The organism is Bradyrhizobium sp. 27S5 (assembly GCF_037217225.1).
Taxonomy (GTDB): Bacteria; Pseudomonadota; Alphaproteobacteria; order Rhizobiales; family Xanthobacteraceae; genus Bradyrhizobium; species Bradyrhizobium septentrionale.
In genome coordinates this window covers 8729888-8756269 of record NZ_CP147714.1, presented here as the reverse complement: position 1 = coordinate 8756269, position 26382 = coordinate 8729888, and the positions used below count along the sequence as shown (strand labels likewise).

Annotated in this window: 27 protein-coding genes and 1 pseudogene; 4 read left to right on the top strand and 24 right to left on the bottom strand. The window is 64.3% G+C overall.

Going from position 1 to position 26382, the window contains the following annotated elements:
• Positions 1-94 precede the first annotated feature (94 nt).
• On the top strand, positions 95-1111 hold the full coding sequence (locus WDM24_RS41095) for an alpha/beta hydrolase (protein WP_338829760.1): 1017 nt from the start codon (positions 95-97) through the stop codon (positions 1109-1111).
• Positions 1112-1250: 139 nt separating this feature from the next.
• On the opposite strand, the gene WDM24_RS41090 is transcribed toward WDM24_RS41095, so the two are convergent.
• Positions 1251-2132 carry a LysR family transcriptional regulator gene (locus WDM24_RS41090; RefSeq protein WP_338829759.1) on the bottom strand — a complete coding sequence of 294 codons (882 nt, stop codon included), beginning with the start codon at positions 2130-2132 and terminating at the stop codon, positions 1251-1253.
• Positions 2133-2235: 103 nt separating this feature from the next.
• On the opposite strand from WDM24_RS41090, the gene gstA reads away from it, so the two are divergent.
• Positions 2236-2853: a glutathione transferase GstA gene (gstA, locus tag WDM24_RS41085; protein ID WP_338829758.1), complete on the top strand. Its 618-nt coding sequence runs from the start codon at positions 2236-2238 to the stop codon at positions 2851-2853.
• A gap of 29 nt (positions 2854-2882) precedes the next feature.
• Here the strand turns inward: gstA and WDM24_RS41080 are convergent, their stop codons facing one another.
• The 3 genes from WDM24_RS41080 to WDM24_RS41070 are packed head-to-tail and all read right to left on the bottom strand — an operon-like array spanning position 2883 to position 6784.
• Positions 2883-3851, bottom strand: coding sequence for a glutathione S-transferase C-terminal domain-containing protein (locus tag WDM24_RS41080; protein ID WP_338829757.1), 969 nt, complete (start codon positions 3849-3851; stop codon positions 2883-2885).
• A 33-nt stretch (positions 3852-3884) separates the two neighbouring features.
• Positions 3885-5285: an amidase gene (locus WDM24_RS41075; protein WP_338829756.1), complete on the bottom strand. Its 1401-nt coding sequence runs from the start codon at positions 5283-5285 to the stop codon at positions 3885-3887.
• Positions 5286-5314: 29 nt separating this feature from the next.
• Positions 5315-6784 carry an MFS transporter gene (locus tag WDM24_RS41070; protein WP_338829754.1) on the bottom strand — a complete coding sequence of 490 codons (1470 nt, stop codon included), beginning with the start codon at positions 6782-6784 and terminating at the stop codon, positions 5315-5317.
• A gap of 97 nt (positions 6785-6881) precedes the next feature.
• Between WDM24_RS41070 and WDM24_RS41065 the strand changes: the two genes are divergently transcribed.
• Positions 6882-7808, top strand: coding sequence for a LysR family transcriptional regulator (locus tag WDM24_RS41065; RefSeq protein ID WP_338829753.1), 927 nt, complete (start codon positions 6882-6884; stop codon positions 7806-7808).
• A 29-nt stretch (positions 7809-7837) separates the two neighbouring features.
• Here WDM24_RS41065 and WDM24_RS41060 read toward each other — a convergent pair whose 3' ends face one another.
• The 14 genes from WDM24_RS41060 to WDM24_RS40995 all read right to left on the bottom strand — a co-directional run bounded on the left by WDM24_RS41060 (position 7838) and on the right by WDM24_RS40995 (position 19862).
• Positions 7838-8506 carry a glutathione S-transferase gene (locus WDM24_RS41060; protein WP_338829752.1) on the bottom strand — a complete coding sequence of 223 codons (669 nt, stop codon included), beginning with the start codon at positions 8504-8506 and terminating at the stop codon, positions 7838-7840.
• Positions 8507-8649: 143 nt separating this feature from the next.
• Positions 8650-8889: a DUF2274 domain-containing protein gene (locus WDM24_RS41055; RefSeq protein WP_338829751.1), complete on the bottom strand. Its 240-nt coding sequence runs from the start codon at positions 8887-8889 to the stop codon at positions 8650-8652.
• An 11-nt stretch (positions 8890-8900) separates the two neighbouring features.
• Entirely contained in the window at positions 8901-10094 is a 1194-nt protein-coding gene (locus WDM24_RS41050) for a TrbI/VirB10 family protein (RefSeq protein ID WP_338829749.1), read from the bottom strand.
• The gene (trbG, locus tag WDM24_RS41045; RefSeq protein WP_338829748.1) at positions 10091-11164 is read right to left on the bottom strand and encodes a P-type conjugative transfer protein TrbG; all 1074 of its coding nucleotides are present in this window, start codon (positions 11162-11164) and stop codon (positions 10091-10093) included. The genes WDM24_RS41050 and trbG overlap by 4 nt, the downstream gene beginning before the upstream one ends.
• The gene (gene trbF / locus WDM24_RS41040; protein WP_338829747.1) at positions 11161-11850 is read right to left on the bottom strand and encodes a conjugal transfer protein TrbF; all 690 of its coding nucleotides are present in this window, start codon (positions 11848-11850) and stop codon (positions 11161-11163) included. Before trbF ends, trbG begins: the two co-directional genes overlap by 4 nt.
• Positions 11851-11853: 3 nt before the next feature.
• On the bottom strand, positions 11854-13215 hold the full coding sequence (gene trbL / locus WDM24_RS41035) for a P-type conjugative transfer protein TrbL (protein ID WP_338829746.1): 1362 nt from the start codon (positions 13213-13215) through the stop codon (positions 11854-11856).
• Positions 13212-13538 carry a putative entry exclusion protein TrbK-alt gene (gene trbK-alt / locus WDM24_RS41030; RefSeq protein ID WP_338829745.1) on the bottom strand — a complete coding sequence of 109 codons (327 nt, stop codon included), beginning with the start codon at positions 13536-13538 and terminating at the stop codon, positions 13212-13214. Before trbK-alt ends, trbL begins: the two co-directional genes overlap by 4 nt.
• A gap of 9 nt (positions 13539-13547) precedes the next feature.
• On the bottom strand, positions 13548-14285 hold the full coding sequence (trbJ, locus tag WDM24_RS41025; RefSeq protein ID WP_338829744.1) for a P-type conjugative transfer protein TrbJ: 738 nt from the start codon (positions 14283-14285) through the stop codon (positions 13548-13550).
• A complete protein-coding gene (gene trbE / locus WDM24_RS41020) occupies positions 14282-16720 on the bottom strand; it encodes a conjugal transfer protein TrbE (protein WP_338829743.1) in 2439 nt (812 codons plus the stop codon). Before trbE ends, trbJ begins: the two co-directional genes overlap by 4 nt.
• A 7-nt stretch (positions 16721-16727) precedes the next feature.
• A complete protein-coding gene (locus WDM24_RS41015; protein WP_012554597.1) occupies positions 16728-17003 on the bottom strand; it encodes a VirB3 family type IV secretion system protein in 276 nt (91 codons plus the stop codon).
• A complete protein-coding gene (locus WDM24_RS41010; protein WP_338829742.1) occupies positions 17003-17344 on the bottom strand; it encodes a TrbC/VirB2 family protein in 342 nt (113 codons plus the stop codon). Before WDM24_RS41010 ends, WDM24_RS41015 begins: the two co-directional genes overlap by 1 nt.
• Positions 17341-18354 (bottom strand): P-type conjugative transfer ATPase TrbB, encoded by a 1014-nt coding sequence (trbB, locus tag WDM24_RS41005; RefSeq protein ID WP_338829741.1) that lies wholly within the window; start codon positions 18352-18354, stop codon positions 17341-17343. The genes WDM24_RS41010 and trbB overlap by 4 nt, the downstream gene beginning before the upstream one ends.
• Before the next feature lie 198 nt (positions 18355-18552).
• The gene (locus WDM24_RS41000; RefSeq protein WP_338829740.1) at positions 18553-19470 is read right to left on the bottom strand and encodes a LysR family transcriptional regulator; all 918 of its coding nucleotides are present in this window, start codon (positions 19468-19470) and stop codon (positions 18553-18555) included.
• Between the two features lie 47 nt (positions 19471-19517).
• Positions 19518-19862, bottom strand: a complete 345-nt coding sequence (locus WDM24_RS40995) for a cupin domain-containing protein (RefSeq protein WP_338829739.1) — start codon at positions 19860-19862, stop codon at positions 19518-19520.
• Between the two features lie 94 nt (positions 19863-19956).
• Between WDM24_RS40995 and WDM24_RS40990 the strand changes: the two genes are divergently transcribed.
• On the top strand, positions 19957-20409 hold the full coding sequence (locus WDM24_RS40990; RefSeq protein WP_338829738.1) for a MarR family winged helix-turn-helix transcriptional regulator: 453 nt from the start codon (positions 19957-19959) through the stop codon (positions 20407-20409).
• 50 nt (positions 20410-20459) lie between these two features.
• Here the strand turns inward: WDM24_RS40990 and WDM24_RS40985 are convergent.
• The 6 genes and pseudogenes from WDM24_RS40985 to WDM24_RS40960 all read right to left on the bottom strand — a co-directional run.
• A pseudogene (locus tag WDM24_RS40985) lies at positions 20460-20594 on the bottom strand (SDR family oxidoreductase); the annotation flags it as partial.
• Positions 20595-20739: 145 nt separating this feature from the next.
• Entirely contained in the window at positions 20740-21174 is a 435-nt protein-coding gene (locus WDM24_RS40980; RefSeq protein ID WP_338829737.1) for a CopG family transcriptional regulator, read from the bottom strand.
• Positions 21175-21181: 7 nt separating this feature from the next.
• Positions 21182-23164 carry a conjugal transfer protein TraG gene (locus WDM24_RS40975; RefSeq protein ID WP_338829736.1) on the bottom strand — a complete coding sequence of 661 codons (1983 nt, stop codon included), beginning with the start codon at positions 23162-23164 and terminating at the stop codon, positions 21182-21184.
• 41 nt (positions 23165-23205) lie between these two features.
• The gene (locus WDM24_RS40970) at positions 23206-24945 is read right to left on the bottom strand and encodes a relaxase/mobilization nuclease domain-containing protein (protein ID WP_338832535.1); all 1740 of its coding nucleotides are present in this window, start codon (positions 24943-24945) and stop codon (positions 23206-23208) included.
• Positions 24946-25299: 354 nt separating this feature from the next.
• Positions 25300-26016 carry a lytic transglycosylase domain-containing protein gene (locus WDM24_RS40965; RefSeq protein WP_338829735.1) on the bottom strand — a complete coding sequence of 239 codons (717 nt, stop codon included), beginning with the start codon at positions 26014-26016 and terminating at the stop codon, positions 25300-25302.
• A gap of 4 nt (positions 26017-26020) precedes the next feature.
• Positions 26021-26356: a DUF736 domain-containing protein gene (locus WDM24_RS40960; protein ID WP_338829734.1), complete on the bottom strand. Its 336-nt coding sequence runs from the start codon at positions 26354-26356 to the stop codon at positions 26021-26023.
• Between the last annotated feature and the right edge of the window lie 26 nt (positions 26357-26382).

Below are 26382 nucleotides of genomic sequence, written 5' to 3'. Positions count from 1 at the left end.
ATCAGCGCCATCGAGGTTCGGCGTAGCACTCGCGAAAGAAGCAAAAGGGAGGAAGATTTCGATGCGTGGAAGCGCGGACCGCCGGGAGGTCCTAATGATGGCGAGCTTCTTGACGCTCGGAATGACTTCTTCTGCGCGCGGTGCGGCTGAGCCCGCGGTCGGCCCGATCGCTGAGTCCCGCTTCGTGTCGATTGGCGGGATCGATCAATGGATCGACATTCGGGGCGGCGACCGGCGCAACCCTGTGCTGCTGGTCGTCCACGGCGGACCAGGCGAGGCTCAATGGCCTGTGGCGGCGCACTACCGACCTTGGGAAAGCCGTTTCACCGTTGTGCAATGGGACCAACGCGGCGCCGGCCACACCTATGGCCGTTATGGCCCAGAAACGCCCGAGATGACGCTCGACCGGATCGGCAACGACGGGGTCGAACTCGCGGCGTATCTCTGCCGGACTCTGGCCAAGAAGGAAATTATCGTCCTCGGCCATTCCTGGGGCTCAATGGTCGCGGTCACAATGATCCAACGCCGCCCCGAACTGTTCGCCGCGTATGTGGGCACTGGTCAGGTCGGGAGTTGGACGGGTGCGCTGAAAGTGAAATTCGACCTAGTACTTGCGAAGGCCCGCGCAGACGGAGACCGGGCGACCGTCATGACGCTTGAAACTCGCGGTCCACCCGATCCTGCCGATGCCAAGGCCGTCTTCGCCTTCAACGATAGCGTCTTCCCGCTCTGGCCTCCGTCCGATGTAGCTTGGGTCAAAGCCCTTCGTGCCGACATCCCTCGCCAGCAGGCGGCCGATCCCAAGAACTTCAAGGACTTCATGGACGGCTTCCAATTCAGTGCCGAAAGGGTCGTGCCTGACCAGATGAAGGCCGATCTTCCGGAGACAGCCAATCGAATTGCCACAGCCTTCTTCGTGATCCAGGGACGCGAGGACGTGATCACGCCGACCAAGGACGCAAAGGCCTATTTCGACTGTGTCGTAGCGCCGTACAAGGACATGATCGTGATTCCAGATGCGGGCCATTTCGCCTTCATGACGGCTCCGGCCGCGTTCCTGGATGCGCTGGTTGCGAAAGTCAGGCCGGTCGCCATCGCTCGAGGCGCATGACGCTGATCGATCTCTCCGATGCGGAAGGTCAGAGTTTCTAGCTCTGTCGGGAGCGTCATCTCTCTTCTGAGAGATAGTGGAACCAAGACCTTGCAACCTCGCCTACGGCGATAGCCGGCGGGCGGAACACATCCGTTCCTCAAGGCGGCGGGCCCGCCTTCAAATGCCGCTCCGCCAGCTCAATCAACAAGCGCGCCGCCCGTGTGCGCTGCCGAACAGGCGTGGCCATCAAGCCGAAGCGACGAGATAGCGGCTGCTTGAGTCGGACCGTCCTTAAGCCCATCCTGCTTTCAGGTAGCGTCGATTCGGGCACCAGGCTAACGCCCACGCCCTCCCGGACGAGCGCGGTTGCGCTCAACCAGTCGCGCACTTCCATCCGAACGTCCGTGAGCGAGATGCCGGCATCCTCCGCGAGTGAGCGTGCATTGACATGGCATCCCCCTGTCGCGAGCACGAAAGGCTCGGCAGCAAGTTCAGCGAAAGAGAGGGCGGATTGGCGCCCCAAAGGGTACGCTGCCGGCAAGACGGCTATCCATTCATCCTGTCCGACCAAAACGGCTCCGCTGTCGGCTGAAGGGTTGAGAACAACACCGAGGTCCACGGTTCCGGCCGCAAGCCAAGCTTCGACTTCCCGATCGTCCGTTTCGAGCGCGACTAGCTGGATGCCCGGATGGAGAGTGCGAAAGCGCCGGAGAAGCAACGGCATCACCGTAGCAAAGACGCTGGGAAAAGCTGCGAGCCGGACCGATCCTAACTCCTCGCCGGTCGCTGCGGCCGCTTCCTTGCGGATCGCCTCCAGATGAGCGAATGCCGCTCGGGCGTGGTCCAGCGCCTGCTCTCCGAAAGCCGTAAGCTCAACACCGCGACGGTGGCGAACCAGCAACTTCACCCCCAGGCTTTCCTCCATAGCGGCGAGTGCCTGGCTCATAGCCGATTGCGTGAGCCCGGCGATCCCGGCGGCGGCGGTGAAACTTCCCGTCTCGGCGACTGCGATCAGGCTGCGAAGTTGGGTGAGGTTCATAGTAGAAAATCTTATACCAGAATTCTGAAGCGATAATTTTCATTCTATCCCGGCCTACGTCAACGTGGCGTGCGACATCCGCCACGATCGCCGAGCGATACCCATGAAACTCTATTTTGCGCCTGAAACGTGCTCACTCTCGCCGCACATTGTCCTTCAGGAATTGGGGCTGTCCTACGATCTCGTTCGGGTCAACAACCGGACGAAACGCACCTCGGAGGGCGGCGATTTCCTTGCCGTCAATCCTAAGGGTTATGTGGCAGCCCTCTCGATCGGCGGCGGCGAAGTGCTGACGGAAGGCCCGGCAATCGTCCAATATCTTGTCGACCTGAAGCCCGGCTCAAGCCTGGCTCCCGCGAATGGCACACTGGAGCGTGTGCGGCTTCAGGAATGGCTCAATTTCATCACCAGCGAGATCCATGCGGGATCAAGCCCGCTCTTCAACAAGGAGGTGCCGGCGGAAGTGAAGGACATTTTCAAGGCGCGATTGTTCCGGCGCCTCGATCTCATCGAAACGCACCTCGCGACGCAAAAGCACCTTATGGGCGAAAGCTTCACGGTAGCCGACGCATATCTCTTCACAGTGCTCGGTTGGATGAAGGCCTTCGACATAGACCTTGGCCGCTGGCCGCAGATCGCGGCCTATGTCGAGCGGATCGGCGCACGCCCCTCAGTAGCAGCTGCGCTGGCTAGGGAGATCGAAATCCCTCCAGTCGAATAGTCGAGGCGCTCCGATGTAGCGTCGAACTGTTACGCCCCGGGCCCGGAAGTGATCCAGCTTACGGCATGCATGTGCGGGACGATCCCTCGGCGGTTCGCCACCGCCCAGTCACCATCGTAGTAGTGGGTCAGGATATGATCTAGCCGCACAGTGGCCGCTACCCCAGGAAGGTCATGGATTCGTTTTACGAGTGCGGTAAGCCGTGGATAGTCGACTAGGCGCTTTTTGCTGGCACGGAACAGCGGGTTGTAAACCGCGTCAAATCGAACCAGAGGCGTGAATATAAGGACGTCGGCCAGCGTAGTTCGCTCACCGAAAAGGAAGCAGCGGTCGTCGGCTAGCGCGGCCTCGCACTCGTCGAGAAAACCAAACAACTCAGATACCGCGCGATCATATTCGGCTTGGTTGCTCGCGGCCGCGACCTCATAGACGCCCGTTGCGAGAGAGCGGTTGATTCGAGAACCAAGCAGGTCGATTTCTGAGCAGAGAGCCGCAGGGTAGAGATCGACTCGCGAGTCGCCGCCGACCTCATCGAACGCCTGGTTCAGCATCAAGCAAATCTCGAGAGACTCGTTATTCACGATCCGGCGCGATGTTCGGTCCCACAAAACCGGGACCAAGATCTTTCCCGTGTAGTCGGATTGCGACACCCGATAGGCCTCGTGGAGGCGTGTGAAGCCGTTCCCGCCATGGTCGGGTGTCGATAAGTCCGTTTCTCCAAAACGCCACCCGTCGGGGGTATCCCAGATCGCATGGGCCACCGAGAGGCCGATTGTGCCCTCTAGCCTTTTCATCGCATGTACGACTGTGATTCGGTGAGAGAACGGACACGCATGGGAGACATAGAGGTGATAGCGGCCCGGTTCGGCGGCGAAGCCGGACGATCCGTCCGATGTGATGCGATCACGGAAGCTCCCTGTATGAATCATCCGCTGTGCCTCCAACTCGGGCGTTGGATCGACATCACCTCGCCAGACTCCATTGATCATCAGCTTCATCGGGCCGCGCCTTGTTTGTTGAAGTCTTCCAAGTCAGGGGTTGGGATGGTGATGATGCCAGTCCGTGACTTGCTGGTAAGCATGACCGGCCCGTACGAGCAGCGCTTCCTCGAGATGCCGGCCCACGAGTTGAAATGAGAGCGGCAAACCCCTGGCGGTGAAGCCGCCCGGGAGAGTAATTGTCGGGTTGCCGGACATATCGAAAGGCGTGGCAAAACGAACAAATCGCGAGAGACCTTCTGCCGTGGCGAACAGCTCTTGCTCCTGCGCGATGGTAAAATCGGCGCATGGCTGTGTCGGGATCAGCAGCAAGTCGATGTCGGCAAACAGGGCTGAAAGGCCGCCTGTGAAGGCTAGGCGCTCATGATGCGCCTCCATGACCTCGATGCCGGAGATCGCGCTTCCTGCTTCAATGAGGTTTGCAAGGCCGCCATATTCGGAAGAGCGCGCGGGGTAGGTCGCCTTGTGTGCGATGGCGGTCTCTACGGCGCAGATAGATCCCCAAGCCGTCGTGACCATCACTCCACTGGGGTCTGGTAGCCTCACCTCTTTAATGGCGGCACCGAGGGCTTCGAAGACCTTTCGGGCTTCACGCAGTGTTCCCACGGTCGCGGAATCGCAGTCCGTCTCATTGTAGGAAGTGTCGATTCCGATCCGAACAGCGCGGATGCCTCCATCGAGTTCGGCGAGATAGTCCGGAACGGGCGCGATCAATGTCGTGGGATCATTGGGATCGCGACCGGCAATCGCGCCGAGCATGGCGCCGGCATCCGCCGCGGAGCGCGTCATCGGACCGATATGGTCCAAGCTTTCCGCGAGGGCGAAGACGCCGTGGCGGCTGACCCGGCCCCAGGTTGGCTTGAGGCCGGTGACGCCGTTGGCGGCAGAGGGAAATCGAATCGAGCCGCCCGTATCGCTCCCGAGCGAGGCGAAGCACAACCCCGCTGCTGTTGCGACGCCGGAGCCACTCGAGGAAGCCCCCGCATAGTAATCTGCGTTCCAGGGGTTGCGCGGTGGCGTGATCTTCGGATGATGGTTGACGAAGGCGCCCTCGGTATTTTGAAGCTTTCCCAGCAGCACCGCTCCCGCGTCGCGCAGACGCCTCACCACGGTCGCGTCGTGATCGGGCACGTTGTCGGCGTGGATCGTCATGCCCGCCGCGGTGACTATGCCGGCCGTGTTGCAGATGTCCTTCACGGCGATCGGAACGCCGTGCAGCGGGCCGCGATAATTCCCGGCGGTGATCTCGGCATCGACTGCCTCGGCTTGCGTCAAAGCGAGCTCCGGCGTCACGGTGGCGTACGAATGAAGCGACGGATCGATTTTGGCAATTCGATCCAGCATGCCGCGTGTCAGCTCGACCGCGGATACTTTTCGAGATCGAATCGCGGCGGCGGCCTCAGTCAGCGTCGCGTAGTGCATGTAAGTTGTCATGTGAGCCTCACGAGCGAGATGGATTGAAGCTAAAGGGGCTTGGGCGCGGATACGGCGCGCGCGACGGCGGATTGGTGGGCCGCGAGCCAGAGTGAGAGGAGCGCTGCAAGCGCGATGAGCGCGATGTTGCAGCCGAGGGCGAGCGCGAAGGCGTGTGCGTATGCGCTGATCGTCTGTTCGGTTCCTAGCGCGTGATAAAAAACACCGCCGATGATAGCGACGCCGAGCGCCGCACCGATCTGCAGGGTCGAGATCACCAGTCCGGATGCGAGCCCCGCGTGGCGCTGATCGACGCCGCCGAGCACCGCCTTGATCACCGAAGGCATCACGATGCCAAAGCCGAGGCCGGCAACCACGAGGCCGGGCTCGAGTTCGTGAGACAGCACGTGGTCGACGGCGAGGAGGGTCGCTCCGAATCCGAGGATTTCGAGGGCGAAGCCGAGCGTCAGAGCTCGGATGCCCAGGCGCTGCATGACTGTCGACGAGAAAAGCGAGCTGACGAAATAGCCGACGGCGAAGGGCAGCGTAGCGATTCCGGCCTCAATAGGGGATTTATGAAGGCCGCTCTGCAGATAGACCGCGAAGGTCAGGTAGAACGAAGACTGCATGTAGAAAGCCAGCGCCATTATGAGGCCGGCCACGAATCCGCTGTTGCGGAACAGCGACAAGGCGACCAGCGGATCTCCGCCGCGCGTGGAAAGCCGAGCCTCGAAGCGCACAAAGGCCATCAGAACAATCGGACATGCAACCAGCATGGCGATCATCCACGCGGGCCAGCCGGCTTCGCGCCCTTCGACGAGCGGATACACCAGCAGCGCGAGTGTCAGCGAAAGGAGACCGACGCCACCGAGGTCGAGCTTTTGCGCGTGCTCGGCTCGTGAGTCGCGGAGCACGACCGAGCTGCCAAAAAGCGCGACCATGCCGATCGGCAGATTGATAAGGAAGATCGCTTGCCAGGCGAGGCCGAACGGGTGCGTCGAGATGAGCACGCCTCCCAGCACTTGCCCGCAGATGTTGGCGAGCCCGAAGGTGGCACCATAGAACGCCAGTGCCCGCGCCTGCTCGGCGGCGGGGAAGAGGACACGGATTGAGGCGAGCACCTGGGGGGCCATCGCCGTAGCGGTCAGTCCCTGAAGGATGCGGCCCGCAATGAGCACAGTTGGGGACCACGCGATGCCGCACAGCAGGGAGGTCAGAGTGAAGCCAGCGACACCGACCATGAACAGCCGCTTGCGGCCGAACAGGTCGCCCAGGCGTCCCCCAGTGATAAGGAACACAGCGTAGGTGGCCGCATAGGCCGAGATGACGAACTCGATCTCAGTCGATGAAGCGCCGAGGTCCTGGCGGATAGCGGGTAGCGCCAGGTTGACCACGTTGAAGTCGAGGACCGGCAGGAATGCCCCGATGAGCAGGATTGGAAGAGCCAACCATCGCTGCGGATCCCCGACCGGCTGGTCGGCCAGCGGGATTGTCGCTCGTTGGTTTGCCTGAACCTGCATGTTTGCCTCCGGCGCTTGTCATCGCCGGATTTTCACTGTTCTTAAAAGAACAGCCATTCTATAATTAGGAAAGCGCCGTTTGCAGAAATAGACAGCGATGAACTGGGACGATTTACGCCTCGTGCTTGCCATCGCCCGGGAGGGGACTCTTTCCGGTGCGGCGCGGCATTTGCGCGTAACGCATTCGACGGTGTTCCGGCGATTGGGGACGATCGAGGAAGGTCTGGGCGTTCGGCTATTCGAGCGTTTTCGCGATGGCTATTCGGCGACGGTTGCCGGCGAGACTGTGGCCGCGCTGGCGGCTAGGTTCGCGGATGATTTCGTAGCGTTGGAGCGACGCCTATCCGGTCAGGATTTGCGTCCGTCCGGTACGGTCCGTATCACCACAACCGATACGATCTCAGCGATGCTGATGCGGCACGTACCGGCGCTCCGCGCAGCGCACCCGGAGATATTGCTCGAGATTACGGTTTCGAACGCGATGGCGAACCTCACCCGGCGCGAGGCAGACGTCGCGATCAGGCCCACGCCCGAACCGCCCGAAACGCTCGTTGGACGTCGGGTCGCCAATATCGCGCACGCGGTCTACTGTTCTCCAAACTATCTGTCTGACCATGACGGCGACCCAGCCGATCTCAAGTGGATCGGGCTTGATGACACGCTGGCGACGACGGTAATCGGCCGTTGGATGCGCGAGAACATTCGAGACGCCCAGATCGGCCTGCGGGTCGATTCGCTGCCCGCCTTGAAGGATGCAGCGTTGGCCGGCGTTGGCCTGGCGCTTCTGCCTTGTTATCTGGGCGACGAGGAGAGCCGATTGCACCGTGCTCCGCCCGTTTCTGGTACGGACGTAAAGTCCGCCCTCTGGCTGCTCACACACAGCGACTTGAAGCGCACAGCTCGCATCCGCGCTGTCATGGATTTCCTTGTGATCGCGCTTGCATCCGAACGGGCCCTCCTTGAGGGCAGACGCCATAAGGAAGCCGCCGCGCGCGGGCGAACCGTTGGCCCCCGCAAGGCATGATTCAGCTGTGGGTTCGGCCGCGCACGGCGTCAGCCAAGGTCGATCCCCTCATGCTCGAACACGCGCTGGACCGCGGGCCGGATCGCGACGCGATTGCTTAGCCGCGTCCAGGCCGGAAAAAGGGACGCCATCTCGATCCCGATCCGCCGGCCCCAGCGGAAGAAAACAAGGAGATAGGGGTCGACAATGGAATAGCCTCCCGGCACCGCCCAATCGCGTCCATCGGCGATGAGGCTTTCGATGTAATCGTATTGCTCGCGGATGCATTGCTTGCCCTTGGCCCTGACCGCGGATGCATCTTTCTCGTCGCCGACGAACCGCATGGGTCGCCAGATCTGGCTGAAGGCCGTCGCGTGGGCGCTGCTGGAGAGAAAGTTCATCCATTCCAAGCAGCGCGCCTCTCCTGCTGGTTCACTTGGCAACAAACCGGCAGAGGGCTGCGGCCGCGCGAGATAGAACAGGATTGCTGGCGCCTCGGTCAGAACATTGGCTCGTCCTCCGATCCGACCAGGTACATCGCTTAATGCCGGAACACGCGCCTTGGGATTGAGGGCTTTCCATTCCGCAGAAGATGTCATCTCGCCTGCGTCAGGCCCGGATGCCGAAACGAGTTCGACCTCATAGGGCAACCCGATTTCCTCAAGGACGATGTGAGGGGCGAGCGAACACGTGCCTGGGGAATAAAAGAGGCGGAGCATCGGCATAGGTCCTTGCGACGGTAAGCTTGTGTGGCCGCAGTGGTTGCTGGAACGAGTTTGGTTCTGCGATCTCGATCAGCAATGCCGAATTGGGAAAGCGAAGCTTGCGCGGATGCACAGGCGCGGTAGCGAGCCAGCCTGTGTTATTCCTTCGACGGGGACGTCGTGCGCGCCCGGCGCTCTTTTGCAAACGCTCTGTCTGTCGCCATGAAGCGTGTGAGCATTGGTGGAATAAGTTTCGCGGGCTCGATCGTCGGTTGGCCGGTCTCTCGGCCAAGCGCTTGCGCGTAAGCGAGCAGGTCGCGATGGATCTGCGCCGGCAATTCGATGCTGAGTTTTACCGGCTTGTCGTCCTCGATCGCGCCGAGCTTCAGCTTCGCCATTCTTGGTCTCCTCAACCACGATACTTTTCGAGCACGAGGTCTCGCGTGACGATGACGCGGACCGGAAAGCCGGGCCGAATGGTCAGTGTCGGCTGAATGTTGAGCTGCCGCTGGACGATCTGCTGGCCGGTCTGGCTGATGCTGTTGGAAGCGCCGCTGCGGATCGCTTGAACGAGGTTGTTCTCGTCCTGACTCGTGCCCGCCTCTGCGCCCACGCTGAGCAGAGTCGAGAGGACGGCGGCCTTGAACAGCATGCCCCAATGGTTGTCGACCTCGTCCTCGAGGCCGGCATAGCCCTGCGTGTCGGCGCCCGGCTGGCGCTCCAGCACGATCGATCCGCCATCCGGCATGATGATTCGAGTCCAGACCAGGAGGACGCGCGACTGACCGAAGGCGACGGAGCTATCGTATTGGCCGATCAGCTTGGCGCCCTGCGGGATCAGAAGATATTTGCCGGTCGGGCTATCATAGACCGCTTCCGTTACCTGAGCGGTAATCTGGCCCGGCAGATCGGAGCGAATGCCCGTGATGAGCGCGGCCGGGATCACCGTGCCGGCCTGCACGACATAAGGCGAGGCTTTGGCTTCTAGCCGATCCGGACTGACCGTGCGCTTGTCCGTCGAAGCGTTAAGGAAGGCCGTCTTGCGGTCCTGCATGTTCTGCGCCGCACCGGCATCGGCCGGCGGTGAGGGCGTCGGGCCCGCCGTGGTCCCCGTAGCGACCGGCGGGGCGAGCCCGACCGGCTGGGGCTGCTGATTGGTCTGGGCAAAGAGACGGCTCAGTCGCGCCGCCTCGATCTCCTGGGCCCTGCGCTGCGCCTCCGGATCAGGCGTCGTTCCGGACGTCACTGTGGTCGGGGCCGCCCCTGCGTTGAGGATCGGCTTGCCGAGATCGCCGGGCAGCGGCGGCCCGAGCGGGGGCGCCTGGCGCGGCAGGCCGGTGTAGTCCTTCGGCAGACCGACGAGTCCCTCGGCGGAGGGCCGGTTCTGCGTAGAGAGCAGCTCCTGGCCGCTCTGCGCCGCATTGCGCGTCTGGAGCGCATAGCCGAGCGCGCCGGCAACGGCGAGCGCCGAAACCGCGCCCAAGCCAACGAGCACCCTGCGCGACAAGCGCGTGACGCGCGGTCGTTCACCGCGAAGCCGCAGGTCGGGCGCCACGACGGGCGTCGGCGACTGCGGTTGTTCTTCGGGACCTTCCACCGTCATGACCGCGGCCTTCCGTCGGTGCGCACGATGCGCACGCGCCGCTCGCTGTCCTTATCGCCGAGCCGCAATTCGGCAGCGGCGAACAGGCGGTCGACGATGTAGTAGTTGCGGTTCACCCGGTAATTCACCAGCTCGGAGCCGCCGGCCGGACCGATGACGAAGAGTGGCGGCATTTCGCCCTGGGCGATGCCGCTCGGGAACTCGATGTAGACCTTGTGCCCGTCGTCGAAGGCGCGCAGCGGCCGCCAAGCGGGATTGTCGCCTTGGATCGCGTAGCGGAAGTTGATCGAGGCAAGATCGACGCCGCTGGCGATGGGCGCCGCTGCGTCTGCCTCCTGATTCTGCCGCCGAAGCGCGATGAGCTGGTCTTCGGGATACTGCCAGGAGACCGAGGCCATGTAGGTCTTCTCGGTCGAGCGCAGTTCAAGGAGATAGGTGCGCCGATCCGTGTTGATCACCAGATTCGTGAGCAGCTCCGGTCTCGTCGGCTTGACGAGGATGTGGACCTTCTTGGTGGCGCCCGCGCCGCTTTCCGTGTCGCCGATGATCCAGCGCACGGTGTCGCCGGCGGCGACGGGGCCGGAACCCACGAGCTGCTCGCCGTCCTGCAGCGCGACGTCCGTTATCTCGCCGGGCGCGGTATAGACTTGGTAGAGCGCTCCGCCCGAGAACGGATAGACCTGAACTGCGTTGATGAAGCCATTACGAACAGGCTGGATCCGCGCGGCGGCGTTGGCCTGGTTGACGCGCACGGTCGGGTCCGCGGCTTCCGGTGTCGGTTTTCCACCGTCGATCGGTTTCAGTTGCCCCGGGAGTGGCAAAGGCTTCGGCAACTCCACGATCTTGATGGGCGCCGGCGGTTCGACGGTGAGCTTCGCTGGCGCAGCACTGTCGTAGTTGATGTCAGGCGGAATGAAGTTGTGCGCGCAGCCGCCGAGTGCGGTCACGGACATCATCAAAGCCGTCAGGCCGACGTTACGGAAAGCCGCATTTGCTCCTTTCCGGCATTGCTGAATGACGGAGAAACGCGAAGCCGGACCGCCGGCTTCCTTAGAAATCGGCGGGGTCATTGTCCCAGCTCCTTCGACCAGTTGATTGCGGTGACATAGATGCCGAGCGGGTTCTTGCGGAGAACGTCGGCGGAGGTTGGCGTTTGGATCGCGATGGTGAGGATCGCGGTCCAACGGGTGTTGTCGGCGAGCGCGCCGTCCTGATAGCGATGCTCGACCCATTCGACCCGGAAGCTCGATGGCGAGGCGCGGATCACGCTCGAGACGTCGATCGCGATCTGCTGTTTGCCGAGCTTGGCGAAGGGGTCGTTGGCGCGGGCGTAGTCGTTGAGCGCCTGCGAGCCCGAGGTGGTGGTGAAATCGTAGGCCTGCAGCCAGTTCTGCCGCACGATGATCGGATCGGCAGGCAGCGCGCGGACGATCTGGATGAAGTGGGCGAGATACCAGGCGATTTGCGGGTCGCTTGGCGTGTAGTCGGCGCCAGCGGGGGCGACAGCCTGCGCCTGGCCGAGCTTGTCGACCTGTACGACCCAGGGGACGATGCTGCCGTGGGTCGACTGCCAAACGAGGCCGCCGGCGAGTCCCATGGAGAGCGCCAGTGAGCCGAAGGCCATCAGCCGCCAGTTCTTGGCCTGCACCCGGGCCGAGCCGATGCGGTCATCCCAAACCTGGGCGGCGCGCTGATAGGGGGTCTCGGGCTCGGGCGTCCGGCCATAGCGAACCGTGGGGCGGCGAAACAGCACCATCTCTTATTCTCCTCCTGAGAGATCGACGGAATGGCCGCCGCCATGGCTGTCGCCGGACTTGAGGACCTGCGCGGCCGTCTGGACTCCGTGGACCATCGACTGGTTGCGCTTCATACGCTGGGCCCAGGCCGGTGGGCCGGAGTCGGCTGACCCGCCCCCAGCTGGTGCGGATCCCCTTGGCGGATTGCCGCCGAACGTTCCCGCGGTCGATGACCCTCCCGTGGCGGCGAAGCTCGACCGGGCGCCGGCGGCGAAGCTTTGGCGCATGGAGTTGGAGGCTGAAGCCGCGGCGCGGCGCACCGAGCCTGTTGCGGCCGAAGCCGCGGCCCGGCCCACCCCGCCGAGTCCGGACGCGACGCCGGACGCGCCGGACCGTCCGGCCGAAGCCAGGCTGTAGGCCGAGGATGCGCCACCGGCCATCGCCGCACCGCCGCGCGCGGCGGCGGCCGTACCGGAAGCGGCTGCCATCGCCCCCCTCCCGGCCAGGCCGAGCGCACCGGCGCCGGCCATCGCCGTGCCAGCGACGGCGAGACCTGTGCCGACAGCGGCGCCCGCGCCGAGCTGGGGCGCGCCGGAGACCAGGCCCGTTGCAATGCCGGGGCCGAAGATTCCGAGGCCCAGCATTGCGAGCGCCGCGAGCACGACGGAGAGGGCCTGCTCGACGGTCGGCTGGCCGCCGGCGTAGGTCTGGGTGAACTGCGAGAAAAGGCCGGTGCCGATGCCGACGATGACCGCCAGCACCATCACCTTCACGCCCGAGGCGACGATGTTGCCGAGCACCTTTTCGGCGAGGAACGCGGTCTTGTTGAAGAGCGCGAAGGGAATGAGGATGAAGCCGGCGAGCGTCGTCAGCTTGAACTCGATCAAGGTGACGAAGAGCTGCACCGCCAGGATGAAGAAGGCGATCAGCACCAGGACCCACGAGATCATCAGCACCGCGATCTGCACGAAGTTCGCGAAGAAGCTGGTGAAGCCCATCATCTGGTTGGCCGCGTCGAGGAGTGGCTGGCCGGCGTCTAGCCCGACTTGGGCGAGCTTGCCGGGCCGCAGGAAGTCGGCAGTACCAATTGACGAGCCGCCCGCCTTCAAACCGATGCCGGCGAAGCTGTTGAAGACGATGGCCGAGAGATTGTTGAAGTTGTTGATGATGAAAGCGAAGAAGCCGATGTAGAGGGTCTTCTTCACCAACCGCTGGAGGATGTCCTCGTCGGCGCCCCAGGCCCAGAACAGGCCGGCGAGCGTGATGTCGATCACGATCAGCGTGGACGATAGGTAGCCGACCTCACCCTTGATCAGGCCGAAGCCGGAATCGATGTAGGTGGTGAAGGTGTTGAGGAAGGTGTCGATGACGCCGACATTGTTCATCGCGCGTCTCCGTTGGAAGGGGTGGCCGGCGCGGCAGCGCCTGGGGGCGTTTGTGGCGACAGCGGCCGCGCCGGCCTGCCGAAGAAGCGCTGGCGGTTCTCCTCCCACACCGCGACGCAATGCGGGTCTTCGGCATCCTGAGGACCGAGCGCGCTGCAACGGCGCAGCTCGGCCGAGAGGTCGTCGGATGCTGGATTGATGATCGGAGACGTCTCGACGAGAGGCGCCGAGGGACGCCGGTTGACCGCGACGAGAGTCGCGATGAACACCGCGACGAGGGCGACGATCGCGGCCGCGCGGAAGATCTCCGACCGTCCCAGCATCGCGGCGCCTCAGTTGCCGGTGAACATGGTGACGTTGCCGGGCTGATAGCCGGTGCGCGTCGAGAAGGTCTTGTAGTTCTGCTGGCCTTGCGCTTCGGCGGCGGCGCTACGCGCCTGCTCCAGCGCATCGGCCCGCCCCTTGGCGGACAGCACCGCCACCAGGTCGGAGAGCTGCTGGGACTGCAGCGCGAGAAGCTGGTTGCCGGCCTGGGCGGCCTGCAAGGCGCCCGTGGCGTTCTGGCTTGCGGAGACCAGCGAGGTCATGGCGCTGGAGTTGGTCGGGATGTTGCCGACAACGCCCGCCTGAACCTTCAGGCTGTCCTCAAACGCGCCGACCGAGTTCTGCCAGCGCGTCTGGGCATTGGCGACCATAGTGGCGGTCGAACCGGAGCCTGCGGCCGAACCGTAGCTCGTCGAATAGGCCTGCTGGATGCGCTGGACGTTGAAGGCGATGTTCTGCGCCTGGCCAAGCAGCGATTGGGTCTGGGCGATCGACGACTGAAGTTGGGATAGCGTCGACATCGGCAAATTGGCGAGATTGCGCGCCTGGTTGACCAAGCTTGTCGCCTGATTGGTCAACATCTGGATTTGATTGTTGATCTGCTGCAGCTCGCGCGCGGCGGTCAGGATGTTTTGGCTGAAGTTGGTCGGGTCGTAGACGATCCACTGCGCCGAGGCGGGCGGTGCGGCGGCGGCCAGGGTGAGTACGACGGCGCTTGCCGCCGCCAGATGGCGCAGCTTGATCATGATGGTGTCTCCAGGTTGTTCAGGTCAGGGATGAGATCGGCGGCCCACAGGAGCTCGTGGTCCGCAAGCCAAGCGGGCGTGAAGGCATCGCGGCCGTACTCGGCAACGACACGTTCTATCGCCGCGTGGTCGGCCTTGGAGGATGCAGCACAGAAGGCGAGCGCGACCGGGCCGAGGCCCAGCTCGAACAGGCGATTGCCGCGTCGCGATTGGCAGTAATAGTCGCGCTTCGGCGTGGCGCGCGCGAGGATCTCGATCTGGCGATCGTTGAGGCCGAAGCGGCGATAGATCGTGGTGATCTGCGGCTCGATTGCGCGCTCGTTCGGGAGGAAGATGCGCGTCGGGCAACTCTCGACGATGGCGGGCGCGATGTTGCTGCCGTCGATGTCAGACAGCGATTGCGTGGCGAAGACCACCGAGGCGTTTTTCTTGCGTAGCGTCTTCAGCCATTCGCGGAGCTGCTGCGCGAAGGCGGGGTCGTCGAGCACAAGCCAGCCCTCGTCGATGATGAGGAGCGTCGGCCGGCCGTCGAGGCGGCCCTCGATGCGATGGAAGAGATAGGTCAGGACGGCGGGCGCCGCGCCGGCCCCGATCAGCCCCTCGGTCTCGAAGGCTTGGACAGGTGCGGAGCCAAGCTGCTCGGTCTCGGCGTCGAGCAGCCGGCCAGAAGCGCCGCCGACGCAATAGGGCTGCAGCGCCTGCTTCAGCGCCGTCGATTGCAGCAGCACCGCGAGCCCGGTGATCGTGCGCTCCTGCACCGGCGAGGACGCCAGCGAGGTCAGCGCCGACCAGACGTGTTCCTTCGCGGTCGGATCGATGGTGACGCCTTCCTTCGCCAGGATCGCGGCCACCCACTCCGCCGCCCAGGCGCGCTCGGCGGGACCGTCGATTTGGGCCAGCGGTTGGAGCGACACCGAATGCTCCGAGCCGGCGGACAGGCTGCCGCCGAGATCGTGCCAGTCGCCGCCCATGGCGATCGCCGCCGTGCGGATCGAGCCGCCAAAGTCGAAGGCGAAGATCTGGTTGTTCCGATAGCGGCGAAACTGCATCGCCATCAGCGCCAGCAGCACCGATTTGCCCGCGCCGGTCGGGCCCACGATCAGCGTGTGGCCGACGTCGCCGACATGGAGACTGAGCCGAAACGGCGTCGAACCTTCGGTCTTGCCGTAGAGCAGGGGCGGCGCCTGGAAATGCTCGTCTCTTGCCGGGCCGGCCCAGACCGCTGAGAGCGGAATCATGTGCGCCAGATTCAACGTCGAGACCGGAGGCTGGCGGACGTTGGCGTAAGCGTGGCCCGGAATGGACCCGAGCCAGGCCTCCAGCGCATTCACCCCTTCCGGCATACAGGTGAAATCGCGGCCCTGGATCACCTTCTCGACGAGGCGGAGCTTCTCCGCCGCGAGGCCGGGGTCCTCGTCCCAGACGGTGACGGTCGCGGTGACATAGGCCTGGCCGACATCGTCCGAGCCCAGTTCCTGCAGGGCCATGTCCGCGTCGGCCGCCTTGTTGGCGGCGTCGGAATCCACGAGCGTCGAAGCCTCGTTGGTCATCACCTCCTTGACGATGGCGGCGATCGACTTGCGCTTGGCGAACCACTGCCGCCGGATCTTGGTGAGCAGCTTCACCGCTTCGGTCTTGTCGAGCAGGATCGCGCGGGTGGACCAGCGGTACGGGAAGGCGAGCCGGTTCAGCTCATCGAGGATGCCTGCGTGGGTCGCGGTCGGGAATCCAACGACGGTGAGCGTGCGAAGATGGTGGGCGCCGAGGCGCGGCTCGAGGCCGCCGGCGAGCGGCTCGTCGGCGAGCAACGCATCGAGGTGCATTGGCGTCTCGGGCACGCGGATGTGCTGCGCCCTCGTCGAGATGGTTGAGTGCAGATAGGTCAGCGTGTCGCCGTCGTCGAGCCAGGCGACTTCCGGCATGAAGCCCTCGACCAGTTGGATGACCCGGTTGGTGCGATCGACGAAGCCACGCAGCAGCTCCCAAGGATCGACACCGGTCTGCGCACGCCCCTCATAGAGCCAGCCCTCGACACGCGAGGCATCCTCGGCGGGCGGTAGCCAGACGAAGGTCAGGTAGTAGCGGCTCTCGAAATGCGCGCCGGCTTCCTCAAAGGCGTCCTGCCGCTCGAGATCGACCAACGCCGACGCCGGATCGGGAAAGGTCGAGTGCGGATAGGTCTGGGCGGCGATCCGCTGCGCCTCGACAAAGATGGCCCAGCCGGAGCCGAGGCGTCGCAGCGCGTTGTTGAGGCGAGCGGTGACGCCGACCAGCTCAGCGGGCGTGGCGCTGTCGAGGTCCGGTCCGCGAAAGCGCGCGGTGCGCTGGAACGAGCCGTCCTTGTTAAGAACGACGCCCTCTTCGACCAGCGCCGCCCAGGGCAGGAAGTCTGCGAGCGTGGCAGGGCGGCTGCGGTATTCGGCAAGGTTCAGCATGGGAGCCTCAAACGCCGAGATGGGCCGGGTAGCGAAGGTGGCGGCGCACGACGTCGACGAACTGCGGATCGCGCTTCGCCGCCCAGACGGCGGCGGCGTGTCCCACCGCCCAGATCAGGGCACCGGGAATCCAGAGGCGGAGGCCGAGGGCGATTGCCGCCGCGAGCGTGCCGTTGGCGATCGCCACGGTCCGTGGCGCGCCGCCCATCAGAATTGGGTCGGTGAGCGCGCGATGGACGGGCGCGAAGAAGCCGGGCACGTCGGGGTCGACGATCGCGGCCATCAGACCAGGGCTCCGCCGGAGAACGAGAAGAAAGACAGGAAGAAGCTGGATGCGGCGAAGGCGATCGACAGACCGAACACGATCTGGATGAGCCGGCGGAAGCCGCCCGAGGTGTCGCCGAAAGCGAGCGTCAGGCCGGTCACGGTGATGATGATCACCGAGATGATCTTGGCGACGGGCCCCTGCACCGACTCCAGGATGGAGTTGAGCGGCGTCTCCCACGGCATGGAAGAGCCGGAGGCATAAGCCGCCGGAGCGAAAGCGAACGTCAGGGTGGCGAGTGTGAGCAGCTCGGCCAGGCGGCGACGCGAAGAGCGAGCAAAAGCGAGAACGCGGATCATGATGGGTCTCCAAGGGGCAAGGTGTCGCCGCCCGCCCCGGCGGACTGGACGCGGTAGTCGCCGGTGGCGGGATCGAGACCGGCGACGAAGGCGAGTTCAGAGAGACGGCGTTCGCTGCCGCGGCCGCGCAGCACCGCGACGAGATCGATGGTCTCGGCGATCAGCGTCCTCGGGACGGTGACGACGGCTTCCTGAATGAGCTGTTCGAGACGCCGTAGCGCACCGAGCGCGGTGCCGGCGTGGATCGTGCCGATGCCGCCGGGATGTCCGGTGCCCCACGCCTTCAGCAGGTCCAGCGCCTCGGCGCCGCGCACCTCGCCGATCGGGATGCGGTCGGGTCGCAGGCGCAGGGAGGAGCGGACGAGATCGGAGAGCGAGGCAACGCCATCCTTGGTGCGTAGGGCCACCAGGTTGGGGGCGCGGCACTGCAGCTCGCGGGTGTCCTCGATCACCACCACCCGGTCGGTGGTGCCGGCGATCTCAGCCAGGAGGGCGTTGGTGAGCGTGGTCTTGCCGGTCGATGTGCCGCCGGCAACCAGGATATTCTTGCGATCTGCAACGGCTGCGCGGAGCGCCGCGGCCTGGCCGGCCAGCATGATGCCGGCGCCTACATAGTCGTCGAGGGTGAAAACGGCGACGGCGGGCTTGCGGATCGCGAAAGCCGGGGCGGCCACCACCGGCGGCAGAAGTCCCTCGAACCGCTCTCCCGTTTCGGGCAGTTCGGCCGAGACACGCGGTTTGTCGGCATGGACCTCAGCGCCGACATGGTGCGCGACCAGGCGCACGATCCGCTCGCCGTCGACGGCGGACATCGTCCGGCCACTATCCTCCAGACCGCCCGACAGCCGGTCGATCCAGAGACGGCCGTCGGGGTTGAGCATCACCTCAACGATCGAGGGGTCTTCGAGGAAGCCGGCGATCGCGGGACCGAGCGCGGTGCGCAGCATGCGCGCACCGCGGGAGAAGGCCTCGGAATGAAGTGGTGTGACCGCCACGATCGTCCCCGTCATTGGCCAATCGCGACGCGCGATTAGCGACGGGGACGATTAGAAGAGGAAGGAATTGCGGCGGATCAACAAGTATTCAGGCGGCGTAGCGGGCCAGCGTAAAGCAGAGAAAAAAGACTTGCTGGGTGCGGAATCAGCCTTGGGTGTTAGAGTATCTTGTTTGTCTGGATAGCGATCGAACGAGCTCTGCTAAGGCGCGAATCAGTCAGGTGATGGCGGAGCGGAGAGATCCGGATAGCGCTGCCGAAACATGTCGAGGAATGTTCGCAGGGACGGATTGTCGTTCACTTGCCGCCAGTAGGCGCGAAAGTTGACGCGGGTCGCGCCCTCAGCGTCATGCACCTCGCGGAAGGCGACACCGGGATAGGCCGCCCCCGTCGCGCCTTCGAGAGCCAGCAAAATGCCCCAGCCCGCGCCGACCATGGTGAGGAGTCGGTCGAGTCCTACGTCCTGCCGAAGAACCCGATGGGGGTCGGGACATCCGATTCTACTGATAAGTAATTTGAGGAATTCGGGGCCAGGGCCACGCTGCGGCAACAACAGCAGCTCACACCGCAATTCGTCCCAGTGGACGACATCGCGGCCGCACAGCGGATGATCGTCCGGAAGAGCGACGATAACCCGTTCGCTCCACACGGACAGTGACTTGTCATCCCACCTTGAGTTGCCCTCGGCTACGAAGGCAATGTCGATCGCGGAGCTGGCGAGATCTGAGATGAGGTGGTCGCTCGATCCATCGACCAAGTTGATCTCGACACTCGGAAAGCTGCGTCGGTGTTCGACGAGCGTCGCCCGAAGGTTGCCGGCCGACAGTGAAGCGTGGACACCGATGGTCAATCGGCCACTCTCACCCCGCGAGCGGGTTTTGAGGCGAGCCGTGATCGCTTCCGTTTCATCAACGATGCGCCGTGCGGCCTCGAGGAATTCCTGGCCAATTACTGTGGGCCGTGTGCCCCCGTTAGTGCGTTCGAAGAGGGTTGCACCTAACTGATATTCGAGGTCCCGCAGCCGGCGGCTGAGTGTTGATTGTCGAATATGCAACGCTTCTGCCGCTTGTCGAAGACTTCGGTGCTGAGCTGCAACGATGGCCCATCGCAAATCTCGAATTTCGACGGACATTTCGAGGCTTACTCATAAGTTGAGTGCCAATAACCGCATGTCCGCGATTATCCGACGTTTTCGCCAAATGGCCCCATGGCTCCCAGGCGCACCGTCAGCAAATCGACGTCCGTCACCGCGATGTGAGGTCCCTGCCGCGTGCCGGCCGGAGTGATCCAAAAGTCTCCCTGCTCGCACCGCCTCCCTCCGGTTTTAATTGTTCCAGAAATCACGAACACGTACTCGTCCGCAGGATGGGTATGCACGGGAATGGCCGTTCCCGCGCTGAGGCGCGCGCGGTGGATGGACCCATCGGGCACCGGTTGCGCCAGCGGCATAAGCTCAACACCAGGCAGGAAATCAATCTTCACCCACTCGCCGAACTCGCTACTCGTGAATGTCTGCTCCGGCATTGCTAACCTCCCGCACGGACTGGTAATCTTAGGTTACCAGTTTACAGTAACCTAAGGTTCCCATATGAGTCAACGTCGGGGTGTAGAGGGCGACATGGATCTGGCCTCGGTTGAGGACCAACGTCGGCGAAATATGCGCCAATTGCTGTTGCGCACGGCTCGCATCGTGAATCGGCACGTGGTCGAGGGGCTTCACGCTTGCGGGTACGCCAACCTACGCTCCACGCATACGACATTGCTTTCGAACATCGACTTGGCGGGAAGCACCGTGACGGCGGCCGCCGAGCGTGCTGGCATCACCAAACAAGCGATGGGCCGATTGGCGTCCGAACTGGAGGACGCTGGCTACATCACGGTACGAAGTGACCCAACCGATGCCCGCGCTCGCGTGCTGCATCTGACGGAGAACGGGATGCGCCTGATGCTCGATAGTTTGCAAGTCATGACGAAACTGGAGAACGATTACGCCCGTCTCGTGGGCGCCGACCAGCTTGCTGCCGTCTTGGACGGCCTAGAGACTTTTGTCATCCGCTCCGAGCAAAAGTGAATCTGACGGCTTTCCGAGCTTGACGCACTCCGTTCGTGTACAGCGGCACGCTAAGCAGTCCACCGCAGGCCGCCATCGCAGAGAATATTGTGGCCGCTCATGAAACCGTTTGTCACCAGAAAGGAGATAGCCTGAGCGACATCCTCGGGTTTTCCCACACGGCCGACCGGCGTCTTGCCTGCGTATACGCCACTCACGGCTGATCAGACGGCGGATAAACTGGACGCTCTTTTGGCGGGACCGGCTAGCAACGGTCGGCGGCAAGTTATTCGGGGCGAAACGCGGCAAGAGCCGATCAGGCTTCATCAACGGAAGCGATAATGGAACGGTCTATTCGTTGGCGTTCCGCTCAATCATGTCATCTGGGATCTCCTGCCTGAGTTTCGGCCCTTGGCTGAGGCGTCGTCCCAGCGCCGCGACGAAGTTGTCGTATCGCGCTCCCGCCTGTGCGCGCGCCGCCTTAGCGGCCGGCTCCGGCAGCGGTGGCGTCGTCGTGAGCCAGAAGCGGATGAAGAGGGCCAGCGTCTCGACGGCGACGCCGACGTCCCGTTCGACGCGCGCAAGGCGTCGATCCTGCTGGTCGAGGCGTTTGGCAATGGCAGCCTCACGTCGCTCGTCGGCATCTGGTGAGAGGAACGACGCGATCGCCGCTTCGGCGATGAGCGACATCGACTGATCCCGCCGAGCGGCATAAGCCGAGAGGGCTCGCATCACGTCCGGGTCGAGGTAGACGGAGATCTGAGCTTTCTTCTTTACAGCTGGCATGCCTGCCTCACAGTCCGAGGTCATCGCCAGGGTCGAGTGACGCTTGGCGCGCGATGCCCTGCATGATGTCGTTCATCCGACCGATGCGGGGCGTGTCCTCCTCGGTTTCGTCGATCCGGTCGGGCATAAATTCGTTTTCGATTGGCTCACGCTTTTCGACCATCTCCTGATTCAATTCCGGTTGGCGGCGCCGGTCGACGTTCTTCGGATCCTCGTCATCGTCCTCCTCGCCATCCTGCAGGACCGGCGCGGTCGGACGTGGTGGCAATGGCCGCGAACTCCAATCGTCGGCACGACTCTCTTTCGGCCGAGCCGGCGATGGTGGGGCTAGAATGCGCTCCTGCAGACGCGCGTCCTCGTAATAGCGCGCCTTCTTGGCGCGGATTGGATGGAGACCGGAGACCATGACGATCTCTTCTGTCGGCGGAAGCTGCATTATCTCCCCGGGGGTCAGCAGCGGCCTCGCGGTTTCCGAGCGCGAGACCATGAGGTGGCCAAGCCAAGGCGAGAGGCGACTGCCAGCGTAGTTCTTCATGGCCTTCATTTCGGTCGCCGTGCCGAGGGCGTCGCTCACGCGCTTGGCCGTGCGCTCGTCGTTGGTGGCGAAGCTGACCCGCACATGGCAGTTGTCGAGGATCGAATTGTTGGGGCCGTAGGCCTTCTCGATCTGGTTCAGCGACTGCGCGATCAAAAAGGATTTGATCCCGTAGCCTGCCATGAAGGCCAGCGCAGACTCGAAGAAGTCGAGCCGCCCCAAGGCGGGGAACTCGTCGAGCATCAGGAGAAGACGGCGGCGGCCGGCCTTGGCCTGCAGGTCCTCGGTCAGACGTCTGCCGATCTGGTTGAGGATCAGGCGGATGAGCGGCTTGGTGCGGTTGATGTCAGAGGGCGGCACCACGAGGTAGAGCGTCGTCGGCCGCTCGCCGGCCACGATGTCGCCGATCCGCCAGTCGCAACGCCGCGTTACCTCGGCGACCACCGGATCGCGATAGAGGCCGAGGAACGACATGGCTGTGCTCAGCACGCCGGACCGTTCGTTGCCCGACTTGTTCAGGAGCTCGCGGGCAGCCGATGCGACGACTGGATGGACGCCAGCCTCGCCGAGATGGGCAGTTCGCATCATGGCGGACAGCGTCGACTCGATGGGACGCTTGGGATCGGACAGGAAGGCGGCGACGCCGGCGAGCGTCTTGTCCTCCTCGGCATAAAGGACATGCAGGATCGCGCCGACGAGCAACGCGTGGCTGGTCTTCTCCCAGTGATTGCGCTTCTCTAGGCTGCCTTCCGGGTCGACCAAGATGTCGGCGATGTTCTGCACGTCGCGGACCTCCCACTCGCCGCGCCGAACCTCGAGCAGCGGATTGTAGGCCGACGATTTGGCGTTGGTCGGATCGAACAGTAGCACACGGCCGTGCTGCGCGCGGAAGCCGGCGGTGAGCTGCCAGTTCTCGCCTTTGATGTCGTGGACAATCGCCGAGCCCGGCCAAGTGAGCAGCGAGGGTATGACGAGGCCCACGCCCTTGCCGCTCCGGGTCGGGGCGAAGCACAGCACATGCTCTGGACCATCGTGGCGTAGATAACTTCGCTGGTGGCGGCCAAGCACGACGCCGTCGGGCCCCAGCAGGCCAGCCTGTTCGATCTCCTGCGGCTGCGCCCATCGGGCGGAGCCATAGGTTTCGGCGTTCTTCGCTTCACGCGCGCGCCAGACGGACATGCCGATCGCGACGGCGGCGGCGATGATGCCGCCGGATGCGGCGATGTAAGCGCCTTCGATGAAGATGTCAGGCGCATAGGCGTCGTAAGCATACCACCACCAGAAGAAGGCCGGCGGAAGGTAGAAGGGGAAATGCAGCAGCTCGAACCACGGCCGCCCCAGCTCCGGCTGGAAGCCGAGGCGCCAAGCGGTCCACTCCGTCGCCGTCCAGATCGCCAGCAGGACGATGGCGAAGACGGTGATGACCTGGCCCCAGAGAATCTTGGTCGCGGACACAGCGGAGGTCCTTTCTTGCAGGCGTTGATGGGTGGGATCGCTCACAGGCCGAGCCCTCGGTTGCGGCCGAAGCCCCAGTCAATCCCGCCGTCCGCGCGGGTGACGCCGGAGACGTGGCGGCCGAGCTGCTTTTCCAGGGACGGCGTCCAGGGCACGAGTCGGAAGCCAAGGCCGTCGTCGATCATGGCGAAGCGACCGGAGGCGAGCGCGAAGCGCTGCCGATAGGTCCCGGCGACATACTCGCCCGTCGCCGCGCCACTGAACGGCTGGCCGGTTTCGGCGGCAAGCCGCTCACCCAGCGCCTCCACCTCCCGCCGTCGAAGCGTTCCGATCAGGCCGGAGGCGAACACGATCCCCCGCGCTTGTCGGTCGGCGAGGCCCCGCTCGACGAGCTGATCCGCCCTGCGATGCATCGCCTCGCGGACCTCGGCGCCGAAGCCGGCCTGGCCGAGCGCCACAGGGTCGCGGGCGATCGCCTGGCGATCGAGCCAGGTTGCGCCGCTGGCCGTCACCTGGTCTTCGATGGCGAGGTCGGAACGCACCGCAATGCCGACGCGCCGCCGGCCTTGCGCATCGTCGAATTTGCGCAGCTCGACGATCGAGCCCGGCGCGCTGTCGCCGGCGGCGTCGAGATCGGGAAGCTTGATGTGGTGGGTCCGCCCGTCGACGCCATCGACCACAGCGTAGGCCGTGCCCTTCAGCTCATCGTCGAGACCGCGATCGACCAAGCGGCCGATGATCGGGACATCCAGGCTCTCGCCAGCGAGCACATAGCTGGCCGCGGCGCGCTCGATGCCGCGCTCGGTCAGGCTGCGGTGGATGCGCTTGATGATGTCGCCGCGTTCGCCGAGCTCACGCAAGGTCGTCTCCGCGGCCGAGTCCATCGTCCACTGACCTGGCCCGAGCTGGTGCGCGAGGCCAAGACTCTCCAGACGCCGCAATCGCCCGACCTTGAGCGCTTCGAATGGATCAGGCTGGCGTCCCGCGTCCGGCGCGACGTCGATGACGCCGTGCTGATCGGCATCCCGGACGAGCTGCCGGTCGAGCTGAGTCCAGTGCTCGGCATCGACCTGGCGCTCGAGCGCGCGGCGGATGTCGATATCTGTGCGCGGCCCAAGTTCCTGAGTGACCAGATCCTGAGCACGGGCGCGCATGCCCTCCTTGATGTAATCGCGCGAGATGACGAGGTCTTGGCCGTCGTCTGCGACGCCGCGCACGATGATGTGAACGTGGGGATGCTGGGTGTTCCAGTGATCGACGCCCACCCAATCGAGCTTGGTGCCGAGGTCCGTCTCCATCTGCCCGACCAGCTCACGGGCGTAGCCCTTGAGGTCGGACAGCTCGGCGGCATCCTCGGGTGAGACGATGAATCGGAAATGGTGGCGATCATCATGAGACCGCTCGGCGAAGGCCTTGGGATCGGCATCCTCCGTCTCCGGTCCGAACAGCCTCGCCTTCTCCCCGTCCCGGGTGACACCCTCGCGCCGGAGATAGCCGAGGTGGGCCGAGAGCGGCGCTGATCTCGCCGTATGACGGACGACGCGGGTTTTGATCGTCACCAGACGCGAGCGGCCGGTGAGCAGACGGTTCGCCTGCACGCTGGCGACCCGGCCGCGGCCGAAGGTCGAGCGCTTCCCAGTTCTGAGCATGCCCTGCCGCGACACGCCGCCGCCGGCATGCTGGGCGGCGGCGAGCGCCTGGGCGACGAAGGGCTTGACCCGTTGGCTCCGCGAAGAACGGATGCTGCCAGGTCGGGGCTGGAAGTCATTCTCTTCAGCCATCGCCGGCCCCGGCAATGTGCGGAAAAGTCAGTTCCGGCAAAGCGTTGCGGGTCAAGCGCACCTTGCGCCCCATGGCCGCACATTGCCGGATCGCTGAAAAATCCCAACAAAAACAACCGACCGACCGAGCCGCACGTTGCGGCCTTTTATCTCGCCCTCGGTCGGTTGGTTTCTGCGCTCCTCCCCTGTCCGCCCTTCCTTCTTCCCGGAAGAACGCTGTGCCGCGCCTGCCTACGAGATCGCGCTCTGCAGAGGCGATGCAGCCCCTTGAAACGTCAAACGCCGCCGAGTCGATAGGGAAAGCGCGAGCTGACCGGGGCGATGTAGCGGCACGTCGATGGAAGAGCGGCGCGATCACGGCTTCGACCCCGCTGCGGAAACGTGGACGAACAGCCCAACGGATTGCGGTGCGATGGCCGATAGGTCGCGCACCGCGACGGCAGGTGGCGAGACGTTCGACGGCGGCTTGGCTGTCGCGCGATCGACAGGTTCATCGCTTGCCGATCGCACGATGAACAGCGGCGCTTGTGTCCAGGACGACGGATCGAAGGCCGCCATGAGGACAGGCCCATCGGTCGCGCCGTCCCCGACAAAAGGGACAAGCGCCGCGACGTAAGCGACGGTTTCCGGTGGCAGCGGACGATGCCGGTCGCGATAATCTTCGTATCGCCCAGGCCCGGCATTATACGCCGCGAGGAATCCCGGCGAGCCGTAGCGGTCGTGCATCTCACGCAGGAAAGCCGCGCCCGCCAGGATGTTGTCGTGCGGATCGAACGCGTCGTGCCCGAGGCCGTAGCGGGCACGCAAGGCAGCCCAGGTTTCGGGCATGAGCTGCATCAGCCCCATCGCGCCCTTGGGTGAGATGGCGCGCCGATCGCCACGGCTCTCGATCCGCATGATCGCCCGAATCCATGCTGCGGGGATGCCGAAGCGTTGCGCGGCTTCGGCAACGAGAGCGGCGTAGGAATCGCTCGAAGCCTGCACCGCGATGGGCGTCGCCTGAGCGTGAACGGCGACGACGGGCATACCGAACGCCGTCACGCTGGCGAGCAGAAGAAGCGCGCGCCGCATGTGATCAGCACCGATCGCCACGCTTCGGCGGACGGTTCCAGTTCAGCACCCAAGCCGACTTGTCGTCGCCCGACTGGAAGAGGTTGGCGCGGATCGGCTGCGCGAGTGTGGGATCGTCGATGACGAGTGAGACATACTCGCCGGCCTTCTCGCCCGTGCGCTTCCAGCCCGCACCGATCTCCGGGCCATCGCCGTCGCCCAAGTGGACCCGATAGTCGGGCGCATTCTCGGCATCGGAGGATTCGGCCGGAACGAGGGAAAGGTCACGGTAGAAGAAGAGCGTCTGGATGCGCCCGGTGAAGCCGGACTTGTCGCGGGTGAACTGACCAATCTGCGCCATGGGAAACCTCCGTTGTTGGCGGGTTG